Origin of the sequence: Streptomyces sp. SID5469 (genome assembly GCF_009862865.1) — a bacterium.
In the GTDB taxonomy this organism is placed as follows: domain Bacteria; phylum Actinomycetota; class Actinomycetes; order Streptomycetales; family Streptomycetaceae; genus Streptomyces; species Streptomyces avermitilis.
Genome location: NZ_WWIN01000001.1, coordinates 8282161 through 8306295 on the forward strand (window position 1 = coordinate 8282161; position 24135 = coordinate 8306295).

The 24135-nt window shown below is 71.9% G+C and carries 17 protein-coding genes; 7 read left to right on the forward strand and 10 right to left on the reverse strand.

All coding sequences use genetic code 11. The features are described from left to right. Positions 1-42: 42 nt before the first annotated feature. Positions 43-4743 (forward strand): hypothetical protein, encoded by a 4701-nt coding sequence (locus GTY58_RS36045; protein ID WP_010988342.1) that lies wholly within the window; start codon positions 43-45, stop codon positions 4741-4743. 86 nt (positions 4744-4829) lie between these two features. Here the strand turns inward: GTY58_RS36045 and GTY58_RS36050 are convergent, their stop codons facing one another. The 9 genes from GTY58_RS36050 to GTY58_RS36090 all read right to left on the reverse strand — a co-directional run bounded on the left by GTY58_RS36050 (position 4830) and on the right by GTY58_RS36090 (position 17288). Next, complete coding sequence (locus GTY58_RS36050; RefSeq protein WP_010988343.1) at positions 4830-6380, reverse strand: GMC family oxidoreductase N-terminal domain-containing protein; 1551 nt, start codon at positions 6378-6380, stop codon at positions 4830-4832. A 103-nt stretch (positions 6381-6483) separates the two neighbouring features. Further along, positions 6484-8052: an amino acid permease gene (locus GTY58_RS36055; RefSeq protein ID WP_010988344.1), complete on the reverse strand. Its 1569-nt coding sequence runs from the start codon at positions 8050-8052 to the stop codon at positions 6484-6486. A gap of 96 nt (positions 8053-8148) precedes the next feature. Next, entirely contained in the window at positions 8149-9609 is a 1461-nt protein-coding gene (locus GTY58_RS36060; protein WP_037646607.1) for an aldehyde dehydrogenase family protein, read from the reverse strand. Positions 9610-9635: 26 nt separating this feature from the next. Further along, positions 9636-10784, reverse strand: a complete 1149-nt coding sequence (locus GTY58_RS36065) for an aromatic ring-hydroxylating dioxygenase subunit alpha (protein WP_010988346.1) — start codon at positions 10782-10784, stop codon at positions 9636-9638. Between the two features lie 11 nt (positions 10785-10795). After that, positions 10796-11950: an N-methyl-L-tryptophan oxidase gene (gene solA, locus GTY58_RS36070; protein WP_010988347.1), complete on the reverse strand. Its 1155-nt coding sequence runs from the start codon at positions 11948-11950 to the stop codon at positions 10796-10798. Between the two features lie 9 nt (positions 11951-11959). After that, a complete protein-coding gene (locus GTY58_RS36075) occupies positions 11960-14416 on the reverse strand; it encodes an FAD-dependent oxidoreductase (protein ID WP_010988348.1) in 2457 nt (818 codons plus the stop codon). 46 nt (positions 14417-14462) lie between these two features. Next, positions 14463-15089 (reverse strand): MBL fold metallo-hydrolase, encoded by a 627-nt coding sequence (locus GTY58_RS36080; RefSeq protein ID WP_010988349.1) that lies wholly within the window; start codon positions 15087-15089, stop codon positions 14463-14465. Continuing rightward, on the reverse strand, positions 15086-16171 hold the full coding sequence (locus GTY58_RS36085; RefSeq protein ID WP_037646610.1) for an S-(hydroxymethyl)mycothiol dehydrogenase: 1086 nt from the start codon (positions 16169-16171) through the stop codon (positions 15086-15088). Before GTY58_RS36085 ends, GTY58_RS36080 begins: the two co-directional genes overlap by 4 nt. 286 nt (positions 16172-16457) lie before the next feature. Further along, positions 16458-17288, reverse strand: a complete 831-nt coding sequence (locus tag GTY58_RS36090) for an IclR family transcriptional regulator (RefSeq protein ID WP_010988351.1) — start codon at positions 17286-17288, stop codon at positions 16458-16460. 263 nt (positions 17289-17551) lie between these two features. On the opposite strand from GTY58_RS36090, the gene GTY58_RS36095 reads away from it, so the two are divergent. The 3 genes from GTY58_RS36095 to GTY58_RS36105 are packed head-to-tail and all read left to right on the forward strand — an operon-like array spanning position 17552 to position 19265. Next, positions 17552-17872: a bifunctional 3-phenylpropionate/cinnamic acid dioxygenase ferredoxin subunit gene (locus GTY58_RS36095; protein WP_010988352.1), complete on the forward strand. Its 321-nt coding sequence runs from the start codon at positions 17552-17554 to the stop codon at positions 17870-17872. An 8-nt stretch (positions 17873-17880) separates the two neighbouring features. Continuing rightward, positions 17881-18027, forward strand: coding sequence for a hypothetical protein (locus GTY58_RS36100; protein ID WP_154696741.1), 147 nt, complete (start codon positions 17881-17883; stop codon positions 18025-18027). Further along, on the forward strand, positions 18024-19265 hold the full coding sequence (locus GTY58_RS36105) for an FAD-dependent oxidoreductase (RefSeq protein WP_010988353.1): 1242 nt from the start codon (positions 18024-18026) through the stop codon (positions 19263-19265). Before GTY58_RS36100 ends, GTY58_RS36105 begins: the two co-directional genes overlap by 4 nt. Positions 19266-19410: 145 nt before the next feature. On the opposite strand, the gene GTY58_RS36110 is transcribed toward GTY58_RS36105, so the two are convergent. After that, on the reverse strand, positions 19411-20028 hold the full coding sequence (locus tag GTY58_RS36110) for a hypothetical protein (RefSeq protein WP_010988354.1): 618 nt from the start codon (positions 20026-20028) through the stop codon (positions 19411-19413). A 420-nt stretch (positions 20029-20448) separates the two neighbouring features. On the opposite strand from GTY58_RS36110, the gene GTY58_RS36115 reads away from it, so the two are divergent. Genes GTY58_RS36115 through GTY58_RS36125 form a run of 3 tightly spaced genes read left to right on the forward strand, consistent with a single transcriptional unit; the run spans position 20449 to position 24131 of the window. Further along, complete coding sequence (locus GTY58_RS36115; protein WP_010988355.1) at positions 20449-23289, forward strand: nitrate- and nitrite sensing domain-containing protein; 2841 nt, start codon at positions 20449-20451, stop codon at positions 23287-23289. After that, positions 23286-23726, forward strand: coding sequence for a roadblock/LC7 domain-containing protein (locus tag GTY58_RS36120; protein ID WP_010988356.1), 441 nt, complete (start codon positions 23286-23288; stop codon positions 23724-23726). The genes GTY58_RS36115 and GTY58_RS36120 overlap by 4 nt, the downstream gene beginning before the upstream one ends. 9 nt (positions 23727-23735) lie before the next feature. After that, on the forward strand, positions 23736-24131 hold the full coding sequence (locus GTY58_RS36125; RefSeq protein WP_010988357.1) for a DUF742 domain-containing protein: 396 nt from the start codon (positions 23736-23738) through the stop codon (positions 24129-24131). The last annotated feature ends 4 nt before the right edge of the window (positions 24132-24135 follow it).

Genomic DNA, 24135 nt, shown 5'->3' on the forward strand with positions numbered 1-24135 from the left:
CCTCCGCCCCCGAACTCCCCTGACGACTACGAGAGTCCGCACATGTACGAGCTGTCCCGGGTCCGCCTCTACTCCATCGGGCCGGCCGGTGCGCGCTACGCCGACACCGTGCTGGACCTGCGGGGTGTCGGCGCGCCCGTGCCCGACCCCGCGCCCACCCAGGCGGAGTTCTTCGAGGACGAGCCCGTCGGCCCGCCGCGCCGGCCCGCGCCCGCCGGCGTGCTCTTCCTGGAGAACGGCGGCGGCAAGTCCGTACTGCTCAAGCTGATCTTCTCGGTGATGCTGCCGGGCCACCGGAACACGCTCGGCGGCGCCAGCTCCGGTGTGCTGCGGAAGTTCCTGCTCGCCGACGACTGCGGGCATGTGGCGCTGGAGTGGCAGCACACGCTGACCGGCGAGTGCGTCGTGGTCGGCAAGGTGAGCGAGTGGCGGGGGCGGCAGGTCTCCAACGACCCGCGGAAGTTCGCCGAGGCCTGGTACTCCTTCCGGCCCGGCCCCGGACTCAGCCTCGACAACCTGCCCGTCGCCGAGGCCACCTCCGTACGGCCGCAGGCCGAGGGCGTGTCCGGTGCGCAGGGGCGGCGCCGCACCATGAAGGGCTTCCGGGACGCCCTCACCGACGCGGGCAAGGCGTATCCGCACCTCGAAGTGCACTGGGAGGAGATCCACGACCGCTGGAACGAGCACCTCGGGGACCTCGGTCTGGACCCCGAACTCTTCCGCTACCAGCGGGAGATGAACGCCGACGAGGGCGAGGCCGCCGGTCTCTTCGCGGTCAAGAAGGACTCCGACTTCACGGATCTGCTGCTGCGCGCCGTCACCGACACCCGCGACACGGACGGCCTCGCCGACCTGGTCGGAGGCTTCGGCAACAAGCTGGGGCGGCGCGCCGAGCTGATGGCCGAGCGGGACTTCACGGCCGGATCCGTGGACCTGCTGGGCCGGATCGTCGACGCCGCCGACGCTCGGGCACGCGCGCGTGACATCCACGCCGCCGCCGAGCGGCGCACCCGGACGCTGGCCCGCCGGCTGTCCGCGCGCGGCGTGCGGGAGCGCGTGCGGGCCGCCGACCTCGCGCAGCGGGTGACCGCCGCAGCGTACGCCGTCACGCACGCCGAGGGCGCCCGCGAGCGCAGCGCCCTGATCGCGGCCGAACTCGCCTACCGGCACGCCTCGTTGGCGCTCGCCGGAGCCGAGAAGTCCGCGGCCGCGCAGAAGCGCGAGCTGGCCGACGCGCGCACGCTGCACTCCGCCTGGCAGGCTGCCGAGGCCGTGCTGCGGCACCGGGCCGCCGCCGACCGCTCCGCGCGCGTGGCCGTCGCGATCCGCGAGGCCGAGCGGGACGCCGCGCCGGCGCTCGCCGCCCGCGCCAAGGCCGCCGTCGACCTCGTACGTGCCCTGCACGGTGCCGCCGAGAGCGCGGAGAACCTCGCCAACGAGGAGGAGGAGCGGTCCGCAGGGCTCCAGGACGTGGGCGAGAGGGCGTACCGGGACTCGACCTCCGCCGCCACGGAGGCGCAGCGCGCCCGCAGCGAGGCCGGGCATCTGCGCCAGCGGCTCAGCGAGGTAGCGCAGGAGACCGCCGAGGCGGTGCGCGCGGGGTGGCTGGACGACAGCGCGCCCGACGCGGACCCCGCACGCGCGGCGCTGGCCGCGAGCGACGCCGAGAAGACGGCCGTCGCCGCCTGGGACACCGCGCGTGAGGCGTCCGGCCGGGCCTCCGAGCACGCCAGGGAGGCGGCGTCCACCGAGTCCCGCGCGGAGCTGACGGCGGCCCGCGCGGCGGACGCGGCGACGGCGGCCGAGCGCGCGTACGAGGCGGAGTTCCGTACCGCCGAGTCCCTGGCGGGGGAGGAGCGTTTGGCGGACCTGCTGAGCCTGCCGGCCTCCAGCAGGCAGGGGGCGGTACCGACGCCCCGGCGCGAGGGCACAGCGGGTGCGACGGCCGACCGCCAGGGCGGTGCGCACAGCGCGGCCGAGGGTTTTGCCGCGCCCCGCCCTGGCGCCCCGCGGCCCGCGAGCGAAGGCCCCCTCACCCCCGAGGAGCTGGACCGCTTCGCCGACGAACTGCGTGAGCTGCTCGACGACTCGGTCGGCTCCGCCGAGCGGCAGCTGTTCGAGTTGCAGACCGGCGCCGCCGACGACTCCCGGATCCTCGGCGCCCTCGGCGACGGCGGCCTGCTGCCGCCCGGCCCGGACGTGCTGTCCACCGTCGAGTACCTGGGCGAGCACGGCATTCCCGCCCTCCCCGGCTGGCGCTACCTCGCGCAGGCCGTCGACCCCGCCGATCACGCGCGCGTGCTGGCGGCCCGCCCCGAGCTGGTCGACGGTGTCATCATCACGGACCCCGACACGCACACGCGGGCCCGCGAAGCCCTGAGCGAGGCCGCGCTGCTGCCCCGCTCCGCGGTCGCCGTCGGTACGGCCGCCGCGCTCCTCGCCCCCACGCCGGCGCCCGAGGCGGGCGACAGCGGCGTGTTCCTCGTACCGCCGAACCCGGCCATGCACGACGAACACGCCGCCGACGAGGAACGGCAGGCCCTGCGCGCGCGAGCGGCCCGGCGGGACGAGGAGATCCGGGCCCTCGCGGCCCGGCTCGGCAAGGACCGGGAGCTGGCCGCACGGCTCTCGTCCTGGCGCACCGGATGCCCGGCGGGGCGGCTCGTCGAACTCGCCACCGCCGCACGGGACGCGCGCGGTTTCGCCGAGGAAACCGAGGCCGAGCTGGCCGAGGCGCGGACCGTCCGGGCGGAGGCCGACGAAGCCGCCGCCGAGGCCGCGCACGTACGGGACGAGCGGCAGGAGGCCGCCCAGAAGGCGCGCCGCGCCGCCGACGCGCTCGCCGGACTCGCCTTCCGGCTGCGTGAGCGTGCCGGCTGGCAGGTCAAGCTCCGCGAACTCGCCGACGAGGCGGCCGAGTCGGAGGCCCGCGCCCAGACCTGCCTGGAGCGCGCCCGCGCCGCCGACGAGGACCGGCGCGCCGCCCAGCGCGCCGCCGACGACGCCCGCCGCACGGCCCGCGCGCTGCGCGCCGAGCGCGCGGAGATCGCGGGCGCCCCCGACGACGTACCCGAGGACGAGCCCGGAGCGGCGAAGTCGTCCCTGCCCGCCCTCCGCGAGGCCTACCGGGCCGCCTCCCAGCTGTACGAGAAGGTCGGCGTCGGCGCCGATCTGCGGGCCGAACAGGCGCGCGCCGAGAGCGACGAGAGCGCCGCGCTCACCGAGCTGAACCGGCTCAGCAACAAGGTGCGGACCCGCGCGGCCCAGCTCCTGGAGTCCCCGGACGGCTCCGACGGGCCGTCCCGGCAGGCCGCGGCCGCCCGTGTCGAGGAGCTGGTGCAGCTCCTGGAGACCCGGATGTCCACCGCGAGCGAGCAGCTCGGCCGGCTGCGCGGCGAGGCCGAGCGGCACGCGCCCGAGAACGGCGAGGCCCACACCGAGCTGTCCGACGAGCTGGTCCCCGAGAACGCCGAGCACGCGCAGACCCTGCTGCGCACCGCGACCGGTGAACTGGCCGCCCGCGCCGATGCGCTGGGCCAGGCGCGCGAGGCCCACGCGGAGCTGCTCGACGCGCACCGGGCCGCCGAGGACGCGGCCGGCGGCTTCGACGAGACCGCCGCGCTGCTCCGTGACCTCCTGCGTGAGCAGCAGGCCGAGGACGAGCAGGAGGAATCCGAGGCCTACCCCGGTACCCTGGAGGAGGCCCGGCACTCCGCCGCCGAGGCCCGCCGGTCCCTGCGCGGCTGCGCCGCCGACCTGTCCGCCGCCGAGGCGGCCGTGCGCGAGGCGAGCGACATCCTCGTCCGGCACGCCAACTCCACCCGCTACGAGCAGGTGCGCACCCCCGCCCGGCAGCAGATCCGCGAGCTGCCCGCGTCCGCGCTGCCCGAGCACGCCCAGAAGTGGGCGGACGCCTTCGCCCCCCGGCTCCGCGTCCTCACCGACGAGTTGGCGCAGCTGGAGCGCAACCGGGACTCGATCGTGGACCGGCTGCGCGGGCTCGTGGAGTCGGCGCTGGCCACCCTGCGGGCCGCGCAGCGGCTGTCCCGGCTGCCGGAAGGGCTCGGCGAGTGGTCCGGGCAGGAGTTCCTGCGCATCCGCTTCGAGGAGCCCGACCAGGCCACGCTCACCGAGCGGCTCGGCGAGGTCGTCGACGAGGCCACCCGGGCGGCCGTCAAGAAGAACTCCGACCTGCGGCGCGACGGCATGTCCCTGCTGCTGCGCGGAGTCGGTGCCGCACTCGAGCCGAAGGGCGTCGCCGTCGAGATCCTCAAGCCGGACGCCGTACTGCGCGCCGAGCGCGTGCCCGTCGGACAGATGGGCGACGTGTTCTCCGGTGGTCAGCTGCTCACCGCGGCCATCGCCCTGTACTGCACCATGGCCGCGCTGCGCAGCAACGACCGGGGCCGGGACAGGCACCGGCACGCGGGCACGCTGTTCCTGGACAACCCCATCGGGCGCGCCAACGCGACGTATCTGCTGGAGCTCCAGCGGGCCGTCTCGGACGCGCTCGGCGTCCAGCTCCTCTACACCACCGGCCTGTTCGACACCACGGCGCTCGCCGAGTTCCCCCTGGTCATCAGGTTGCGCAACGACGCCGACCTGCGCGCCGGACTGAAGTACATCAGCGTGGAGGAACACCTCCGGCCGGGACTGCCGCGTGAGGCTCCCGCCGGGGAGGCCGGGTACAGCGAGATCACGGCGACACGGATGTACAAGCGCCCGGCGCCGAGCGCCTCATAGGGGTGGGGGCGTGACATCATGCGGCTCCGCCGCGTGGGCGCGACCCGCCCCATACGGACAGGGCCCGCAGTTCTCCGCCCCACCCCCTACGCGTCCTCCTTCAGGAGATCGGCGCACTTCTCGCCGATCATCATCGTCGTGATGCACGGATTGACGGAGATCAGCTCCGGCATCACCGAGCCGTCCGCGACCCGCAGACCCTCGACCCCCTTGACCCGCAGCCGCGCGTCGAGCGGGGCCGAGGCGTCGTCGTCCGCGCCCATCTTCACGGTGCAGGACGGGTGGTAGACGGTGTTGTGGGTCTTGTGGATGTAGTCGAGCAGCTCGTCGTCGGTCCGGATGTCCGGTCCGGGGGAGAGCTCCGCCCCCGCCCAGCCGCTCAGTGCGGGCTGTGACGCGATCCTCCGCGCCAGCTTCAGGCCGTACGTCATCACGCGCACGTCGTGCTCGTGCGTGAAGTAGCGCGGATCGACCCTGGGCTTGTCGCGGTAGTCGCGGGTACGCAGCCGCACCGTGCCGCGGGACTTGGCGCGGGTCACGTTCGGCGTGAGGCAGAAGGCGTTCTCGGAGGTCGGGAAGCCGTGGCGGGCGGTGTTCATGTCGAACGGCACCGAGCCGTAGTGGAACATCAGGTCCGGCCGGTCCAGGCCCGGTTCGGTGTCGTAGAAGATGCCCGCCTCCCACCACTGGCTGGACGTGGTGGTCATCGGCTGCCTGGCCTCCCACATGATGACGCCCTCGGGGTGGTCCTGGAGGTTCTCGCCGACGCCTGCCGAGTCCACGACCACGTCGACCCCGACCTCGCGCAGCTGCTCGGCGGGCCCGATGCCCGACAGCATCAGGAGCTTGGGCGTGTCGATGGAGCCACAGGACACGATCACCTCGCGGCGGGCGAGTACCGTCCGCGTGTGGATCAGGTCCGGGTCCAGGTACTCGGCGCCCACGCACCGCCGCCCGTCGAGCACGAGCTTCTTGGCCCGTACGCCCGTGCGTACCTCCAGATTGGGCCGCTTGCCGATGATCGGGTGGAGGTACGCCACCGACGAGGACTGCCGGATGTTGTTCTCGTCGGAGTTGATCTGGAACCAGTTGGCGCCCCGGACCACGGTCTTCCCGGTGTTGAAGGCCGTGGTGGGGATCCCGGCCTGGGCGCACGCCTCCAACAGGGCCGTGCCGCAGGGGTCCTCGCCCTTGAGCGTGCGCAGCTTCACCGGGCCGGTGCGGCCGTGGTGGTCGCCGGGCGCGTCGTTGGACTCCAACCGCCGGTAGAGCGGGAAGAGTTCGGCCGCGCTCCAGCCGGTACAGCCCGCCGCCGCCCAGTCGTCCAGGTCCTCGGCCGGGGCCCAGAAGGCGATACAGGAGTTGTGCGAGGAACAGCCGCCGAGGACCTTGGCGCGGGCGTGCCGCATGAAGCTGTTGCCCAAGGCCTGCGGTTCGACCGGGTAGTCCCAGTCGTAGCCGGACTCCAGCAGACCCATCCAGCGGTCCAGTCTGAGGACGTCGTCGTCGCCGACGTCGCTGGGCCCCGCCTCCAGGACGCACACCGTGACGGACGGGTTCTCGGAAAGCCGGGCGGCGACCACGTTGCCCGCGGTGCCGCCGCCGACCACGACATAGTCGAACTCGTCGATACTCATGGGAAGTTGACCTCCTTGAACAGTTCTTCAGTCGGTCTTCAGCCGGTCTTCGGGCGGACTTCAGCCGGTCTTCGCACGCCCTCGGCCGGTCTGCGGGCGGTCCTCAGTCGGCCGTGGGAGCGGCGAGGGGAGCGGGCGCGGCGGTGGTCTGGAGGCGGTGTTCGGCGAGCACGCCGGTCTTGTGCCGCTGGATGAACCAGTAGTAGGCGAAGCCGCCGCCGGCGATGACCGCGACGAACAGGACCGCACCCCAGCGCAGGTACCAGTGGAACGGGGCGGCGGCGTTGTAGACCTCGGACCGCGGCCAGATCAGGTTGAGCGTCATGGCCGCGCCCCACAGCACGGCGACGATGTTGACCAGCAGCCCCCAGCGGCCCAGTGAGAATCTGCCGTCGCCCGCGGGCTGCCACTTCCCACGCAGCCGGGCCACCAGCATCGGGCCGGTGACGCCGAGATAGGCGAGGTAGATCATGATGATGCCGATGCTGGTGACGACGGTGAAGATCTGCGGCTGGCGGATGTTGACGACGAGGATCGCCACGGCGAGGACGCCGATGATCACCGCGGGGAGCACCGGGGTCTGGAAGCGCGGGCTGACCCGGGCGATCAGGGAGGACGCGGGCAGGTTGTTGTCGCGGGCCATCGCGAAGGCCAGCCGGATCGCCGCCGTGTGCACGGCGAGCGCGCAGACGGTGACCGCGATGAGCACGCACCACAGCATCGCCTTGCCGGCCGTCGGGCCGAGCACGTCGAGCACGATGTACTGGAGGCCGTCCGTGGACAGCTTGTCGCCCTTCAGGCTGGAGACGCTCATCAGGGCGAGCAGCAGCACGAGCCCGCCGAGGACGAACGAGGCGACGATCGCGCGGATGATCGCCCGCGGTGCGTTGCGGGACGGGTCCAGGGACTCCTCACCCAGCGAGGCGGCCGTGTCGAAGCCGTACATGACGTACGCCGACGCCAGCGAGGCCACGAGGAACGCGCCCAGGTAGCCGGTCGTGTGCCCGGCGCCGGTGCCGGCGGTCTCGGTGACGACCTGCGGTCCCCGCGTGATGTGGACGGCGAACAGCACGATGAGGACGACGGTCGCGACCAGCTCGATGAACACGCCCGCGCTGTTGATGGTCGCCATCAGCTTCACGCCGAAGGCGTTCACCAGGGTCGTGAACAGGATCAGCACCGCGGCCAGGACGACCGCGTTCGTCGCCACGTCGTACTTCCCGGTGCCGTCCCCGATGAACTGGAACGTCGACGAGATCTGCGGCAGCGTGAGCTGGTAGGCGAGCGCCACAGCCGAGATCGACACGATGGAGGCGATGAGCATCATCCAGCCGGCGAGCCAGCCGAGGTGCGGATTGCCTATCTTCTTGGACCAGTTGTACACGGAGCCCGCGACGGGATAGCGGGCGGCCAGCTCCGCGAAGCACAGGGCGACCATGAACTGGCCGACGAAGACCATCGGCCACGACCACCAGTACGCGGGGCCGCCGCTGCCGTAGCCGAAGTAGAACAGCTGGAAGGTGCCGGTCAGGATCGAGATGTAGCTGATCCCGGCCGCGAAGGTGTGGAAGTTGCCGAGGGTGCGCTTGAGTTCGGGCTTGTAGCCGAACTCGGCGAGTTCGGTGTCGTCGTGGTGACTCTGTGGGCCGGACGGTTGCTCGGTTGTCGTCATGTGCGACTCCTGGTGCGCCGGGGGGAGGGGAAGGGGAGGGAAGGAGATGGGAGGGGTGGGATCAGACGGCTGAACAACGGGGGTATCAAGGGCGTGTTACGCGAACCAGCCCTGTGGTGACGGATCCGTGTTACGCCAGATGTGCTTCGCCTCCCGGTACTCGGCGAGCCCCGAGGGCCCCAGCTCGCGCCCGAAGCCGGACTGCTTGTAGCCGCCCCACTCGGCCTGCGGTACGTACGGGTGGTAGTCGTTGATCCACACCGTGCCGATCCGCAGCCGGGACACCACCCGCTGGGCCTTGGCCTCGTCGGTGGTCCAGACGGCGCCGGCGAGCCCGTAGACGGTGTCGTTGGCCAGGCGCACGGCCTCGGCCTCGCCGGTGAAGCGCTCGACGGTCAGCACCGGTCCGAAGGACTCGTCCTGGATCACGGACATCCCGCTGGTGCACTCGTCGAGGACGGTGGGCAGGTAGAAGAAGCCCTCGTCCAGCCCCTCAGGACGCCTGCCGCCGCAGCGCAGCACCGCGCCCTCGTCCAGCCCCTTCGCGACGTAGGCCTCGACCTTCGCCCGGTGCGCGGCCGAGATCAGCGCCCCGGTCTGCGCCCGCTCGTCGAACGGCCCCCCGAGCCGGATCTCCGCGGCCCGCCGCACCACCTCGTCGACGAACCGGTCGTGCAGCGAGTCCTCGACCAGCAGCCGCGCCCCCGCCGAGCAGACCTGCCCGGAGTGCAGGAACACGGCGGTCAGCGCCATGTCGACCGCCGTGTCGAAGTCGGCGTCGGCGAAGACGATATTGGGATTCTTGCCGCCGAGTTCGAGTGCCACCTTCTTCACCGTGCCGGCCGCGGCGGCCATCAGCCGCCTGCCTGTGTGCAGACCGCCGGTGAAGGAGACGAGGTCGACGTCCGGATGGTCGGCGAGCGGCGCGCCCGCCTCCGGGCCGGCGCCCAGGACCAGGTTGGCGACGCCCGGCGGGAGTTCGGCCTCTTGGAGGAGCCGCATCAGATGGATCGCGGTGTGCGGGGTCAGCTCGCTCGGCTTGAGGACGAAGGTGTTGCCCGCCGCGAGCGCCGGGGCGACCTTCCAAGCCGTCTGGAGGAGCGGATAGTTCCAGGGCGTGATCAGCGCGCAGACCCCGACCGGCTCGTACACGACCCGGCTGTCCGTACTCGCCGATCCGGTGTCGATCACCCGGCCGGACTCGGCCGCGGCCAGGCGGCCGAAGTAGCGGAAACAGTTCACGATGTCGTCGATGTCGTACTCGCTCTCGACGAACCGCTTGCCGGTGTCGAGCGACTCGGCGCGGGCCAGCTTCGCCCTGTCGCGTACGAGGAGATCGGCGACGCGCAGCAGCAGGTCACCGCGGTCGGCGGCGGGCAGCCAGGGCCACGGGCCCTCGTCGAAGGCGCGGCGCGCCGCGGCGATCGCCTCGGCGGTGTCCTTGCCGCCCGCCTCGTCGACGACTCCGACGAGGGAGCCGTCGGCGGGGCAGCGGATCTCCCGCGTGCGCCCGTCGAGCGCGGCTCTCCACTCGCCGTCAATGAACAGGTCGGGCACGATGGCCTCCTGGGGTGTCGTACGGGTCAGGCATGGTCGCCTCCCAGCTGCCCGAGCAGCCACTCGTGGAAGATCCCGATGTGGTGCTCGGTGGGCACCAGCACACCACCCTTCCGGTACGCCCGCGACGCCATGGCCGGCTGCGTCCGTTCACAGGCGTCGAAGTCCTGCACGTTCACCCGGTGGAACAGCTCGACCGACTTGGACACGTCGGCGCCGGACTCGACGACCTCCGGAGCGTACAGCCAGTCGCACTCGACGATCGTGCGGTCCTCGGCGAGCGGGAACATGCGGTGCAGGATCACATGGTCCGGGACGAGATTGATGAACACCGTCGGCTTCACGGTGATCGCGTAGTAGCGGCGGTCCTGGTCGTCGTCGACGGCGGGCAGCTTCGCGAAGCCCTCGCTGCCGTCGACCGTGAACCCCTTGACGTCCTGGCCGAACTCGGCACCGTGCCCGACGTAGTACTGCGCGGCGTAGCCCTCGGCGAACTCCGGGAGGACGTCGGTGAGTTCGGGGTGGATCGTCGCGCAGTGATAGCACTCCATGAAGTTCTCGACGATCAGCTTCCAGTTCGCTCGCACGTCGTAGGTGATGCGCTTGCCGAGGGCGAGGTTCTCGGTGCCGTAGTGCTCGATGGCCGCCGCGTCGCCGAGCCGTTCCACGGCCGCGCCCATCACCGTCTCCTCGAAGGAGGGCGGCTCGTCGGCCAGGCACACCCAGGCGTAGCCGAGCCACTCGCGCAGCGCGACCTTGACCAGGCCGTACTCGACCCGGTCCACGTCCGGCATCCGGACCAGGTTGGGCGCGGCGACCAGCTTGCCGTCCAGGTCGTAGGTCCAGGCGTGATACGGGCACTGGAGGTTGCGGCGGACCTCGCCGGACTCCTCCGTGCACAGCCGGGCGCCGCGGTGGCGGCAGATGTTGAGGAAGGCGCGCAGCTCACCGGTGCGCGAGCGGGTGATCAGGACGTTCTCCCGGCCGACCTGGACGGTGCGGAAGGCGCCGGGCCTGCCCAGGTCGGCGCCGCGGACCGCGCAGAACCACATCGACTCGAACAGGTCGGCCTGCTCCTGCCGGAAGATCTCCGGGTCGGTGTAGTAGTGCCCCGGCAGCGTCGCCAGGAGGCTCGGCGGGAGGGCGGAGAGGGGGGAGACGGGGGTCGTCGTCACGTGCGTACTCCTCAGGCGGGCGCGGCGGCGAGGCGGCGGGGGTCGAACAGCCCGATCGGATGGGCGGTGGTGCCGGTCAGGGCGAGGTCGGCGACGATCTCTCCGACCACCGGCACGAATTTGAAGCCGTGCCCGGAGAACCCGCAGGCCACGGTCACGGAGTCCGGGTGCGCGGGGTGGCGGGCGATGACGAAGTGCTCGTCGGGGGTGTTGGAGTACATGCAGGTGGCGGCCTTGAGGAAGGTGCCGGGCAGATCCGGGATGCAGCGGGACATATGGTCCGCCATGGCCTGGACCTCGTGGTCGTGCACGGTCCGGTCGATCGTCTCCGGAGTGCAGACCACGCCCTTGCGGAAGAAGGCGACCTTGGCGCCGAGGTCCGGCCCGTCGATCGACGGGAAGCCGTAGACCTGGACTCCTTCGGCGTCCTCCCAGATGTAGATCGGGTGGTTCTCGGGGCGGAAGGGCCCCACGCCGTGCCTCGGCTGGAACCAGTACATGACCTGCCGCTCGATGGTGAACGGCACTCCGAGATCCGTGAGCAGCTGCGGCGCCCACGCACCCGGGCAGATCACCAACTGGCCCGCCGTGTAGGTGTTCTCGGCCGTGTGGACGCGTACGCCGTCCCGGTACGGCTCCCAGCGCGTCATCGGCTCCTCGAAGTGCAGCTCCGCACCCTGCCGGGTGGCCAGCTGGAGGTGCGCGGCGACCATGTTCTCGGGGCGGACCAGGCCGGCCTTCTTCTCGTAGAGCGCCACCTCGTCGTTGCTCGGGTTCAGCGTCGGGAAGCGGCGGCGGATCTCCTTCGCGTCGAGCATCTCGTGGGGCAGGTCCCACTGGGTGGCCGAGCGCAGTGAACCGGCGACGGTCAGCGAGTCGGGGCGGCCGACCATCACGCCGCCGCTGAGGGTGGCGACCTCGCGCCCGGTCGACCGCTCCACCTCCTCGTACAACTCGTACGAGCGCAGCAGCAGCGGTACGTACGCCGGGTCCTCGAAGTACGACTGCCGGGTGATGCGCGAACCGCCGTGGCTGGAGCCGCGGTTGTGGACCGGGCCGAACTTCTCCAGGCCGAGCACGCGGGCGCCGCGCGCGGACAGATGATGGGCGGCGGCGCTGCCCATGCCGCCGAGACCGATCACGATCACGTCATACGTGGGGGACACGGGCGTCTCCTATCGGCGGATGCGGGTCATCTTGGGGTCGAAGAGCGGCTCTTCGGCGACGGTCGCGGGGACCTTCTCGCCGAAGTACTCGATGTGCACGCCCGTGCCGGTCGCGAGCGGCGGCAGCCAGGCGTACGCGACGCAGCGGCCCAGCGTGTAGCCGTACGAGGCGCTGGTGACATAGCCGGACGGGACGCCGTCGACGTACACCGGCTCCTTGCCGAGGACGTTGGCGGCGGGGTCGTCGAGGAGGAGCGGGGTCAGCCTGCGCGTCGGGGGCGCGGCCGCGTCGAGCGCCTCCCGGCCCACGAACTCCTTGTCCATGCGCACCGCGAAGCCGACGCCCGCCTCGAAAGGGTCGTGCTCGTCGGTCATGTCGGTGCCCCAGGCGCGGTACCCCTTCTCCAGACGGAGGGAGTTGAAGGCCGAGCGCCCGGCCGCGATCACGCCGTGCTTCCGGCCCGCCTCCCACAGCGTGTCCCAGAGCCGCAGGCCCAGGTCGGCCGTGGTGTACAGCTCCCAGCCCAGCTCACCGACGTAACTCAGCCGCATCGCGGTCACCGGGACGTGCCCGAGGTACGTCTCCTTCGCGCGGAAGTAGCCGAAGCCCTCGTGCGAGAAGTCGTCGCGGGTCAGCGGCTGGACCAGGTCGCGGGCGAGCGGGCCCCAGACGCCGATGCAGCAGGTGCCGGACGTGATGTCCCGGATGTGCACGCCGTCGGGGGCATGCCGGGTCAGCCAGTCCAGGTCGGCGGGGGAGTTGGCGCCGACCTGGAAGCGGTCGGGGCCGAGGCGCGCGACGGTGAGGTCGGAGCGTATGCCGCCCGTGTGGTCCAGGAGCAGGGTGTAGGTGACCGCGCCGGGCTTCTTGCGGAGGTTGTTGGTGGTCATGCGGTGCAGGAAGTCGAGGGCGCCGGGGCCGCTGACCTCGAGCCTGCGCAGCGGGGTCATGTCGTACAGGGCGACCTTCTCGCGGGTCGCCCGCGCCTCGGCCGCCGCGATCGGCGACCAGTAGCGGGCCGACCAGGCGTCGCGCTCGGGGAGCGGGCCGAGGGCGTCGACGAGCGGGGCGTTCGCCTCGTACCAGTGCGGGCGCTCCCAGCCGCCGCCCTCCAGGAAGCAGGCGCCGAGGGCCTGCTGGCGGGCGTGGAAGGGGCTGACGCGCAGCGGGCGCGGCCGCTCCATCGGCTGGAGGGGGTGCAGGATGTCGTACACCTCGACGAACTGTTGCGCACCGCGCTCCCTGACGTACGACGGCGAGCGCTGTGCGTCCTCGAAGCGGGTGAGGTCGGCCTCGTGGACGTCGATGGACGGCCGCCCGTCGACCATCCACTCGGCGACCGCCTTGGCGACACCGGCGGAGTGCGTCACCCAGACCGCCTCGGCCAGCCAGAAGCCCCTGAGGGCCCGCGACTCGCCGAGTACCGGCATGCCGTCCGGGGTGAAGGAGAAGACGCCGTTGAAACCCTCCTCGATCTCCGTGTCACGCAGGGCCGGGAACAGGCGGCGGCAGTCCTCCCAGCTCGGCGCCCAGTCCTCCGCGGTGAAGGGGTACGAGGACGGCATCTCCATGTCGTTCGCGCGCGCCTCGTCGTAGGCGGGGATCGCGAACGCGTCGACGGTGAGCGGCCGGTGGGCGTAGCTGCCGATGCCGATACGGTCGGTGTGCTCGCGGAAGTAGAGGTCGCGGTCCTGGAAGCGGAGGATGGGCTTCGAGGCTTCGGCCGTGGCGCCGGCCAGTTCGGGGAGCTTCGGAGTCTTCGCGTACTGGTGTGCGAGCGGCTGGAGGGGGACGTCGATTCCGGCCATGCGGCCGATGACGGGGCCCCAGAAGCCGGCGGCGGACACGACGTGGTGGGCGGCGAAGGTGCCCCGGTCGGTGACGACCGCGGTGACCCTGCCGTCCTGCCGCTCGATGCCCGTGACGGTGTGGCGGTCCAGGAAGACGGCGCCGCGGCTGGTGGCCCGCTCCATCTGGGCGCGGGCGGCGAGCAGGGCGCGGGCCAGACCGTCGTCGGGGGTGTGGAAGCCGCCGAGGACGACCGACTCGTCGATGAGGGGCCAGAGTTCCTTGCAGCGGGCGGTGCTCACGATCTCGCCGCGTACGCCCCAGGAGGCGGCGTAGCCGGCCTTGCGGTGCAGGTCGGCGAGGCGCTCGGGGGTGGTCGCGAGCTCCAGACCGCCGACCGGGTCGAAGCAGGGCACTCCGTCCGCCTCGAGGGAGTTGAACTTCTCCACCGTGTACTGGGCGAACGACGTGAGCATCCTGGAGGGGCCGGTCTGGAACACCAGGCCCGGCGCGTGCGAGGTGGAGCCGCCCGGAGCGGGCAGGGGTCCCTGCTCGAGGACGGTGACGTCGGTCCAGCCGCGGGCGGTCAGCTCGTCGGCCAGGGAGCAGCCGACGATGCCGGCGCCGATGATGACGACCTGAGGACCGCGCGGGCGGGTTTCGGGCGTGCTGGACATGCCCCTCCTTGTGGTGGCGGGGATGGCAGGGGTTGGGGGAAGCGGCCTACACGGCAGGGACGTTGAGCCGTTCGGCGGCGATCGTCGTGTCCTCGCCGTGCCCGGTGTGTACGACGGTGCCGCCGGGCAGCGTGAGGATCCGGTTGCGCAGGGAGGCCTCGATGGTGGGCCGGTCCGAGTACGAGCGGCCGGTGGCGCCGGGGCCGCCGTGGAAGAGGGTGTCGCCGGTGAAGACGGCGTTCAGGAACGGGGCGTGGAGCGAGCAACTGCCCCAGGTGTGACCGGGGCTGTGGATCACCTGGAGCTCGATGCCGGCGACCGTCAGGACTCGGCCGTCGCTCAGCTCGCCGTCCGGCTTGCGACCGGGGTGGGTGAGCGACCACAGCTCGTTGTCGCCGGGGTGCAGGAGTACGGGGGCGCCGGTCAGGACGGAGAGCTCGGCCGCCGCGTCGATGTGGTCGTCGTGTGCGTGGGTGCAGACGATCGCCGTGACATGACGGCCGGCGACGGCCTCGTGGATCGTACGGGCGTCGTGGGCGGCGTCGACGATCAGAACCTCCTCGTCGTCGCCGATCAGCCAGACGTTGTTGTCGACGTCGAAGGTGTCGCCGTCGAGGCTGAAGGTGCCGGAGGTGACGACGCGTTCGACCCGTACGGTGCCCCGCGCGGTCACAGGACCACCACCGACCGAAGTACCTCCCCGCGGTGCATCTTCGCGAACGCCTCCTCGACCTGTTCGAGGGAGATGGTCTCACTGACGAAGGCGTTGAGGTCCAGCAGACCGTACAGGTACTGGTCGATGAGGAACGGGAAGTCGCGGCTCGGCAGGCAGTCCCCGTACCAGGACGACTTGAGGGCGCCGCCGCGCGAGAACAGGTCGATGAGGGGAAGGTCGATCTTCATCTCGGGGTCGGGGACCCCGACCTGGACCAGCGTGCCGGCGTGGTCGCGCATGTAGAAGGCCTGCTTGTACGTCTCCGGGCGGCCCACCGCGTCGATGGCGATGTCGACCCCGAACCCGTCGGTGAGCGCGCGGACCGCCTCGACCGGGTCCGTACCACGGGAGTTGACGGTGTGGGTCGCGCCGAACTTCTCCGCCTGATCGAGCTTCTTGTCGTCGATGTCGACGGCGATCACCTTCATGGCGCCGTTGAGGCACGCGCCCGCGATCGCCGCGTTGCCGACGCCGCCGCAGCCGATCACGGCGACCGTGTCGCCGCGGCCGACCTTGCCGGTGTTGACGGCGGCGCCGTATCCGGCCATGACCCCGCAGCCGATCAGGCCCGCGGCCTCCGGGCGGGCGGCCGGGTCGATCTTCACCGCCTGTCCCGCGGCGACCAGGGTCTTCTCGGCGAAGGCCCCGATGCCGAGGGCGTTGCTGAGCGGGGTGCCGTCGAGCAGCGTCATCGGCTGGGTGGCGTTGCGGGAGTCGAAGCAGTACCAGGGGCGGCCGCGGCGACAGGAACGACAGGAGCCGCAGGGCGCGCGCCAGGCGAGGACCACGTAGTCGCCGGGGGCCAGGTCGGTGACGCCCGCGCCGACCGCCTCGACCGTGCCGGCCGCCTCATGCCCCAGAAGGAACGGGAAGTCGTCGGTGATCGCGCCCTCCCGGTAGTGCAGATCCGTGTGGCAGACCCCGCAGGCCTGGACGGCGACGAGCACCTCGCCCGGGCCGGGATCGGGGACGACGATCGTCTGCACCTCGACGGGTGCGCCCTTTTTGACAGCGACTACGGCACGGACCTCGTGTGGCACGACCAAGCTCCTCTGCTGTTGCGCAATGCACGATGGGTTGCGCGATGAGGAACATATTGAGAACGCCGTCGCGGAGCCGTCAAGAGGTGCGCGTTAACCCTTGGCAAAAGGAACGGGCGGGCCGAAATCTCGCCGACACACAGCGGCGCGGGGCCAGGAACCTCCTGGCCCCGCGCCGTGTTGCGGGTAGACCCGGCCTGTATGGCCAGGCCTGTATGGCTCGGTCTGTATGGCCAGGCCTGTATGGCCCGGCCTGTATGACCCGAACCGTATGACCCGGACTGCCTCAGAAGCCGTAGCCCATCCGCCGGGACAGCTCGGCGCCGGCCGCCACCGTCCGCTTGGTCAGCTCGGGCAGCCGGTCCGGGCCCATCCGGTACACCGGCCCCGAGACGCTGATCGCCGCGATCACCTTGCCGTCGTGGGCGCGGACCGGGGCGGCCACGGCGGCAAGGCCCAGCTCCAGCTCCTCGATGGTGACTCCGCAGCCCTGCTCGATCACCGCCTCCAGTTCGCCGCGCAACACCGTCGCGCCGGTGATCGTGCGCTCCGTGAAGCGCGGCAGCGAGCGCGCGAGCAGGCCCTCGCGCAGGGTGGGCGGCAGATGGGCGAGCAGCACCTTGCCGCTGGAGGTGGCGTGCAGCGGGGTGCGTCTGCCCAGCCAGTTCTGCGCCGTCACGGAGGCGGTGCCGCGGGCCTGCATGATGTTGACCGCCGCGTCGTCGTCGAAGACCGCGATGTTGACGGTCTCGCCCAGCTCGTCGGCGAGTTCACGGCAGACCGGCACGCCCTCCTGCGAGATGTCCAGCCGTACTGCCGCCGCCCCCGCCAGGCGTAGTACGCCGGCGCCCAGGTAGTACTTCCCGCGGTCCTTGGCCTGGGCCACCAGGCCGCGGTTCTCCAGGACGCCGAGCAGCCGGAAGGCGGTGGACTTGTGCACGTCCAGTTCCTCGGCGATCTCGGTGACGCCCGCCTCACCGTGCCGGGCGAGGATCTCCAGGACGCTCACGGCGCGGTCGACCGACTGGACCGCACTGGCCGTGCCCCTGCCGTTCTGCTTCGCTGAGTTTCCGGAGTGCTCGTCGCTGCGCTCAGCCTGCTTCTGCGTGCGGGTCATAGCTCAACTCTCACCACCTGACGGCCCGGTTTGGGCCGCATCTGCGGGAACCCCTTGACGCGACGGTCGTCCCGCCCGGATTCTGTTGCGCATAGCGCTCCCTCGTGCGCCATACGAAACATCATGTTACCGAAGCGTCCGGAACCCGAAAGGTCTCGGACAGCGTGGACCGAAGAAGGTCCCGGTACTCCCTGACCGCACGTCCCTGACTGCCTGGACCAAGTAGGTCCCGGACCGCGCGTCCCGGACCGAGAGGGGGGCCCGTGATTCCCGTCTGCCGCCTTGAAGACCTCCCCGCGGGCGAGTCCGTCCGTGTCGACACCACACCACCCATCGCCGTCTTCAACGCCGACGGCGAGCTGTACGCCATTGACGACACCTGCACCCACCAGGACGCGTCTCTGTCCGAGGGCTGGCTGGAGGGCTGTCTGGTCGAATGCCCGCTCCACGCGGCCTCATTCGATCTCCGCACCGGCCTGCCGACCTGTCTCCCGGCCCGCCGCGCCGTCCGCACCCACCGCGTCACGGTCGACGACGGCGTGATCCACGTGCATCTCGCGCTGGAGGAGGGGAACGCCGCATGAAGCGCCGCATGACGACGGCAACCGCCACCCGCACCACGGGCACCTGCACCACGGGCTCCCGCACCACGCCCCGCGCCCTGTGCGGCCACGCCCCGTGCACCCTTGCCTCTGCCGTCCGCCCCGGGGGCGCCCGCGCGGGGGAGGGTGCCGTATGAGGACCGTGACCGTCGTCGGGGCCTCGCTGGCCGGGTTGTACGCGGCCCGGGAACTGCGTGCCCAGGGCTTCGACGGACGACTCGTGATCGTCGGGGAGGAACCCCACCCGCCGTACGACCGCCCGCCCTTGTCCAAGGACTTCCTGACCGGCCGGGCCGACCAGGACCGACTCGCGCTCGCCGACGCCGAGGAGACCGCCGAACTGGGCGCCGAGTGGCTGCTCGGCGTGCGCGCCCGCGGCCTCGACCCCCGCGGCCGCACCGTGCTGCTCGACGACGGCCGCACGGTGTCCACGGACGGCGTGGTCATCGCCACCGGCGCCTCGGCCCGGCGCCTTCCGGGCGACGACCTCTCCGGCGTGCACACCCTGCGCACCCTCGACGACGCCCGCGCCCTGCGCGACGAACTCTCCCGGGGAGCACGCCGGGTCGTCGTCATCGGCGGCGGTTTCATCGGCGCCGAGACCGCGTCCTCCTGCGCGGCACTCGGCCACGACGTCACGGTCGTCGAGGCCGCCCCGCTGCCCCTCGTCCCCCAACTCGGGGCAGAGATGGCCGCCGTGTGTGCCGCGCTGCACCGCCGAGGCGGTGCCGGCCTCGTCACCGGCACGGGGGTCGCCGGGCTGCGCGGCCGGGCGGGCGCCGGGGCGGAGAGGAGCGGCCACCAGGGGGCGGGCGCCGCCGGTCCGCGTCGTAGCGTCACGGCCGTCGAACTCTCCGACGGTCGCCTCCTGCCCGCCGACGGCGTCATCGTCGGCATAGGAGCCACCCCCAACACAGGCTGGCTCGCGGGCTCCACGCTCGCCCTGCACGACGGCGTGCTGTGCGACGACGGCTGTGCGACCGCCCTGCCGCAGGTGGTCGCCGTCGGAGATGTCGCACGCGTCGGCGGCACCCGCGCCGAGCACTGGACCTCGGCCACCGAGCAGCCCCGGGTGGCCGTGCGCAACCTGCTGGCCGGACGCACCACGGAGACCGTCCGCTCGGTGCCCTACTTCTGGTCCGACCAGTACGGCGCGCGTATCCAGTTCGCGGGGCGTCGGCACGACGGCGACACCGTACGGATCACCGAGGGCGCGATCGAGCGCGGCGGGCCCGCGGAGGGCGGACTCCTCGCCCTGTACGAACGCGACGGCCGCACCACCGCGGTGCTCTCCGTCGACCGCCCGCGCCCCTTCATGCGGGCCCGACGCGAACTCTCCCGCGCTGCCGACCCGGTGGAGCCGGCGGCGCTGTGACGACCGCATCACCAGGAGGCGGGGCCCGCGCGGGGTCTCCCTCCTGGCAGTGCACCAGGGAGTGGTGTCTCTGCCAGGAGAGGTGCCCTGCCAGTGGGTGGTGCCTCTGCCAGTGGGTGGTGCCCTGCCCGGGAGCGGTGCCCTGCTAGGGGTGCGACAACTGCCCGCTGCCGCCCCGCCGGCGTATCCGCTCCTGCGCCCGCTCCGCCACCCGCGTCTGCCGGCGTATCCGGCGCCGCTCGCGCCGCAGTGCCCGTGCCGTGCTGCTGGGGGCCGACACCACCCCGTTCCGCTGGTTCCACACCTGGTGTGTCACCCATACGTCCAGCACGCCCCAGGTCGCCACGACCGTACTCACCAGGCTGCTCAGCACCATGGGGAAGGCCAGCCAGGAACCGGCCATCGTGCACAGGAACGCCACCACCGCCTGGATCAGCGTCACGGCGATGATGAGCACCGCCCGCACGGCCGCCGTACGCACCGGATCCGGCAGCCTGCGTCGGCGCGCGGGCTCCTCGACCCACAACGCCCGGTAATACGCCCCCTGTTCCTCCTCGGTCTCGGCCGCCGCGGCGCGCCGCTCGGCGCCCGCGTCATGCCCACCGGATGGAACGCGCCGCCCGTCCGCCGCCTCGGACTTCTGTGCCGGCAACCGGCGTCCGGACGCCGGAACGTCGCGATCCGGTGCCTGGGCGTCCGGTCGCGCCACCGTGGGCGCCGCGACGCCGTTCCCGGTCGTCGCGCGCAACTCCGCCGTGCCCATCAACTCGATCTCCCCACCGCCGACAGACCCTTCAACCCGGTGTCCCCAGACCCCGGTTCCCCAGTGGCTGCCCGGCTTGCGCTGTTTTACGCCGCCTGGGCGCGGCATACGGCACCTCTGGCCGTTTCCGCCCCCCATTCCCGTACAGAAAGACGATCGACGCACTGCAAAGATTCCCGCAGAACGAAAAATTCCGGCCAAGAGCCCGGGTTCCCGGCCAGATGCGATCCGAACCCAAGTGCCGGAATCCGGGAGGCAATCTCCCGTAATGACGGGACAACTCCCCATGCCCCGTTCGCCGTACGCGGGGCGTGCGCCCGGCCGGCTCTTCGAGATACCTGTGCGTCGGTAGTAGGCTCACGCCGTTTGTTGACGCACATGTGTGCCCCCGGGCCGGCGGGGGTCGAGCTGGGGGAGGCCATGCGCTTTCGCGGGAAGTCCATCCGCCGGAAGATCGTGGCGCTGCTCCTCGTGCCGCTGTTGTCCCTCACCGCCATCTGGTGCTTTGCGACCGTACTCACGGGCCGGGCGGCCCAGTCGCTGTTCAGCGTGTCGTACATCGTGGAGAAGGCCGCCTACCCCACCGAGGACACCGTCCACGTCCTCCAGCAGGAGCGCCGCCAGACCCTCGTCTACCTCGCCGATCCCCGCGCCTCCGACGCGCTCTCCGCCCTCAGGCGCAGCCGTGCCGCCACCGACAAGGCCGTGGCGAAGATCCGCAAGAACGCCAAGGACGAGAAGTTGCGCGAGGAGACGGGCGAGGCCACCGCCGAGCGCCTCACCTCCATCCTGGACGCCCTGGACGGAATCGATTCGCTGCGCCGCAGCGTCGGCGACGGCACCGTCAACCGCTCCCAGGCCCTCGACCTCTACAACCGCCTGGTCGACCCCTGCTACGCGCTGCTGGCCAACCTCCACGTCCTCGACAACGTGGAAATGGACAAGCAGAGCCGTGCCCTCGTCAACGTCTCCCGCGCGCATGAGCTGCTCTCCCGCGAGGACGCCCTGCTGGGTTCCGCACTCGTCGCCGGGCGGATCACCCGCGACGAGATCCGTGACGTCTCCGACCTCGTCGCCCAGCGCAGCCTGATGTACGACGTCAGCCTGCCGCTGCTGCCCTCCTCCGAGCGGGAACGCTTCACGCGCTTCTGGAAGAACGCCGACACGGCGCCGCTGCGCGTCGCCGAACAGTCCGTCATCAATGCCTCCCCCGGCACCCCCAGCGGTGTGAGCGCCAAGCACTGGGACAGCGCGGCCGGTCAAGTCCTCGACCGGCTCGGCGAGATGTCCACCCAGGCGGGCGACCGCTACCAGGACCGCGTCCGCCCCGTCGCCGTCGGCGTCATCGCCAAGGCGGCCGTCGCGGGCGTTCTCGGCCTGATCGCCCTGCTCGTCTCCCTGATCATGTCCGTACGCATCGGCCGCAGCCTCATCCGCGACTTGCGCCGGCTGCGTCTGGACGCCCACGAGGCATCCGGAGTGCGGCTGCCCAGCGTCATGCGACGTCTGTCCGCGGGCGAACAGGTCGACGTCGAGACCGAAGTCCCGCGCCTCGAGTACGACAAGAACGAGATCGGCGAGGTCGGCCAGGCCCTCAACACCCTCCAGCGCGCCGCCGTCGAAGCCGCCGTCAAACAGGCCGAGCTGCGCGAAGGCGTCTCCGAGGTCTTCGTCAACCTCGCCCGCCGCAGCCAGGTCCTGCTGCACAAGCAGCTCACCCTGCTCGACACCATGGAGCGCAGGACCGAGGACACCGACGAACTCGCCGACCTGTTCCGCCTCGACCACCTGACCACGCGCATGCGCCGGCACGCCGAGGGCCTGGTCATCCTGTCCGGCGCCGCCCCCTCCCGGCAGTGGCGCAAACCCATCCAGCTCATGGACGTCGTCCGCGCCGCCGTCGCCGAGGTCGAGGACTACGAGCGCATCGAGGTACGCCGGCTGCCCCGCGTCGCCATCACCGGCCCCGCGGTCGCCGACCTGACCCACCTCGTGGCCGAACTCCTGGAGAACGCCACGGTGTTCTCGCCCCCGCACACCGCCGTCCAGGTCATCGGCGAGCGCGTCGCCAACGGCTTCACCCTGGAGATCCACGACCGCGGACTCGGTATGGCGGCCGAGGCCCTCCTCGACGCCAACCTGCGGCTCGCCGAGACCCCGGAGTTCGAACTCTCCGACACCGACCGGCTCGGCCTCTTCGTGGTCAGCCGGCTCGCCCAGCGGCAGAACGTCCGGGTCTCACTGCAACCCTCCCCCTACGGCGGCACCACCGCCGTCGTCTTCATCCCCGACGCGCTGCTCACCGACGACGTGCCCGACACCAACGGCATCGGATTCCGCCTCGACCGCGCGCTCCCCGCCAAGGAGCCGGCGCTGGACGAGGACCGCACGGCGGCGCTCTCCCAGGTGCCCGTGCAGTTCCTCGGCCTGCCCACGTCGATCCTGGACGGGCCCGTCGAGCTGGAGGCACCGGTCGACCTGGACGCCCTCGACGACTTCCCCGGCGCCCTGAGCGACGAGGACAGCGAACGCGGCGGCCTGTTCCGGCCCCGGCCCTCCATCGCCGGCGTCCCCGGCCCGCAGCATCAGCAGCCCCGCGACGGCCGCGGCGAGCCGGGCCGCTCGGGCGACACCGACCACCCCGATGCCCCGGTTCCGCTGCCCCGACGCCGGACCCCCAAGCTCGTCAGCTCGCACGGCCGCCCGGTCACGGGGACACGGTCCAGGAGCGCGGGAGCGGACGAGGGGCCCGTGGAGGGCATGGACCCGATGGAACCGGGCGTGGCCGCGTTCGACGAACGCAGGTCGAAGCCGTCGGCAGCCCGCCTGGCCGACCGGCGTGAGTCCTCGAAACGCCCGCGCGGCGACCGCGAGATCCCGAACCGCCCGCAGGGCGAGCGCAGCGACGCTCCCGCCCTCCCCCAGCGACGCCGAAGCCGCCCCTCCGCCGGCACGGAGGAGACCACCCCGCGTCTCGGGGCCGCGGCAGGGAAGGCAGAATCGGGTGCGGGGCCGCTGCCCCGGCGCGTACGACAGGCCAGCCTGGCCCCGCAGCTGAAGGACGGCCCCGAGCGGCGCGCCGAACGCGACAAGGCCCGCACCGCGAGCCGGGCGGACCTCGCCGAGCGCGACGCCGACGAGGTACGCAGCCGGATGGCCTCGCTCCAGCGGGGCTGGCAGCGCGGCCGCGAGGAGAACGCCGTGGGCGACGATGCCCAGGACGGCTCAGTACGAGGAACGACAAGGGGGGACGGTCGATGACCGCACCGAAGGCCGCAGGGCCCACCGCGAGCAGCACGGCGTCGGGGGAGCTGAACTGGCTCCTCGACGACCTGGTGGAGCGCGTCGCCAGCATCCACAAGGCGCTCGTGCTCTCCGGCGACGGCTTGCCCACCGGCGTCTCCAAGGACCTGAGCCGCGAGGACAGCGAGCACCTCGCCGCCGTTGCCTCCGGATTCCACAGTCTCGCCAAGGGCGTCGGCCGCCACTTCGAGGCGGGCAGCGTCCGCCAGACCGTCGTCGAACTCGACGAGGCCTTCCTGTTCGTCACGGCCGCCGGCGACGGCAGTTGCCTCGCCGTGCTGGCGGACGCGGATGCCGACATCGGTCAGGTCGCGTACGAGATGACGCTCCTGGTCAAGCGGGTCGGCGTACATCTGGGGTCCGCTCCGCGCACCGATCTGCCCTCGGGCGGGTAGTGGGACAGCATGAGCGGAGACGGTCAGGGAAGAAGCCACTGGTTCGACGACGACGCCGGACCGGTGGTCCGTCCGTACGCCATGACGCGGGGCCGCACCAGCCATGCGGCCCAGCACCGCCTCGACCTGATCGCGGTGGTCGTCGCGGAATCGCACGCGGACGAACCCGAGGCGGACCACATGCTGTCCCCGGAGCATGTGGACATCGTCGGACTCTGCCGTCACACCCCCCAGTCGGTCGCCGAGCTCGCCGCGGAACTCGATCTCCCCATCGGAGTGGTACGTGTCCTCATCGGGGACCTCGTGGACGAGGAACTCGTCCATGTGACACGTCCCGTACCCCCGGCCGAGCTCGTCGACGAGAGTATTCTGCGCGACGTGATCAGCGGCCTCCGGGCGCTCTGAACAG

What these genes read in the sequence shown, in the direction of transcription:
- GTY58_RS36045 (WP_010988342.1), top strand. Translation starts at nt 43, where the DNA reads ATGTACGAGCTGTCCCGGGTCCGCCTCTACTCCATCGGGCCGGCCGGT.
- GTY58_RS36050 (WP_010988343.1), bottom strand. Translation starts at nt 6,380, where the DNA reads ATGAGTATCGACGAGTTCGACTATGTCGTGGTCGGCGGCGGCACCGCG.
- GTY58_RS36055 (WP_010988344.1), bottom strand. Translation starts at nt 8,052, where the DNA reads ATGACGACAACCGAGCAACCGTCCGGCCCACAGAGTCACCACGACGAC.
- GTY58_RS36075 (WP_010988348.1), bottom strand. Translation starts at nt 14,416, where the DNA reads ATGTCCAGCACGCCCGAAACCCGCCCGCGCGGTCCTCAGGTCGTCATC.
- GTY58_RS36090 (WP_010988351.1), bottom strand. Translation starts at nt 17,288, where the DNA reads ATGACCCGCACGCAGAAGCAGGCTGAGCGCAGCGACGAGCACTCCGGA.
- GTY58_RS36100 (WP_154696741.1), top strand. Translation starts at nt 17,881, where the DNA reads ATGACGACGGCAACCGCCACCCGCACCACGGGCACCTGCACCACGGGC.
- GTY58_RS36105 (WP_010988353.1), top strand. Translation starts at nt 18,024, where the DNA reads ATGAGGACCGTGACCGTCGTCGGGGCCTCGCTGGCCGGGTTGTACGCG.
- GTY58_RS36110 (WP_010988354.1), bottom strand. Translation starts at nt 20,028, where the DNA reads ATGGGCACGGCGGAGTTGCGCGCGACGACCGGGAACGGCGTCGCGGCG.
- GTY58_RS36115 (WP_010988355.1), top strand. Translation starts at nt 20,449, where the DNA reads ATGCGCTTTCGCGGGAAGTCCATCCGCCGGAAGATCGTGGCGCTGCTC.
- GTY58_RS36120 (WP_010988356.1), top strand. Translation starts at nt 23,286, where the DNA reads ATGACCGCACCGAAGGCCGCAGGGCCCACCGCGAGCAGCACGGCGTCG.
- GTY58_RS36125 (WP_010988357.1), top strand. Translation starts at nt 23,736, where the DNA reads ATGAGCGGAGACGGTCAGGGAAGAAGCCACTGGTTCGACGACGACGCC.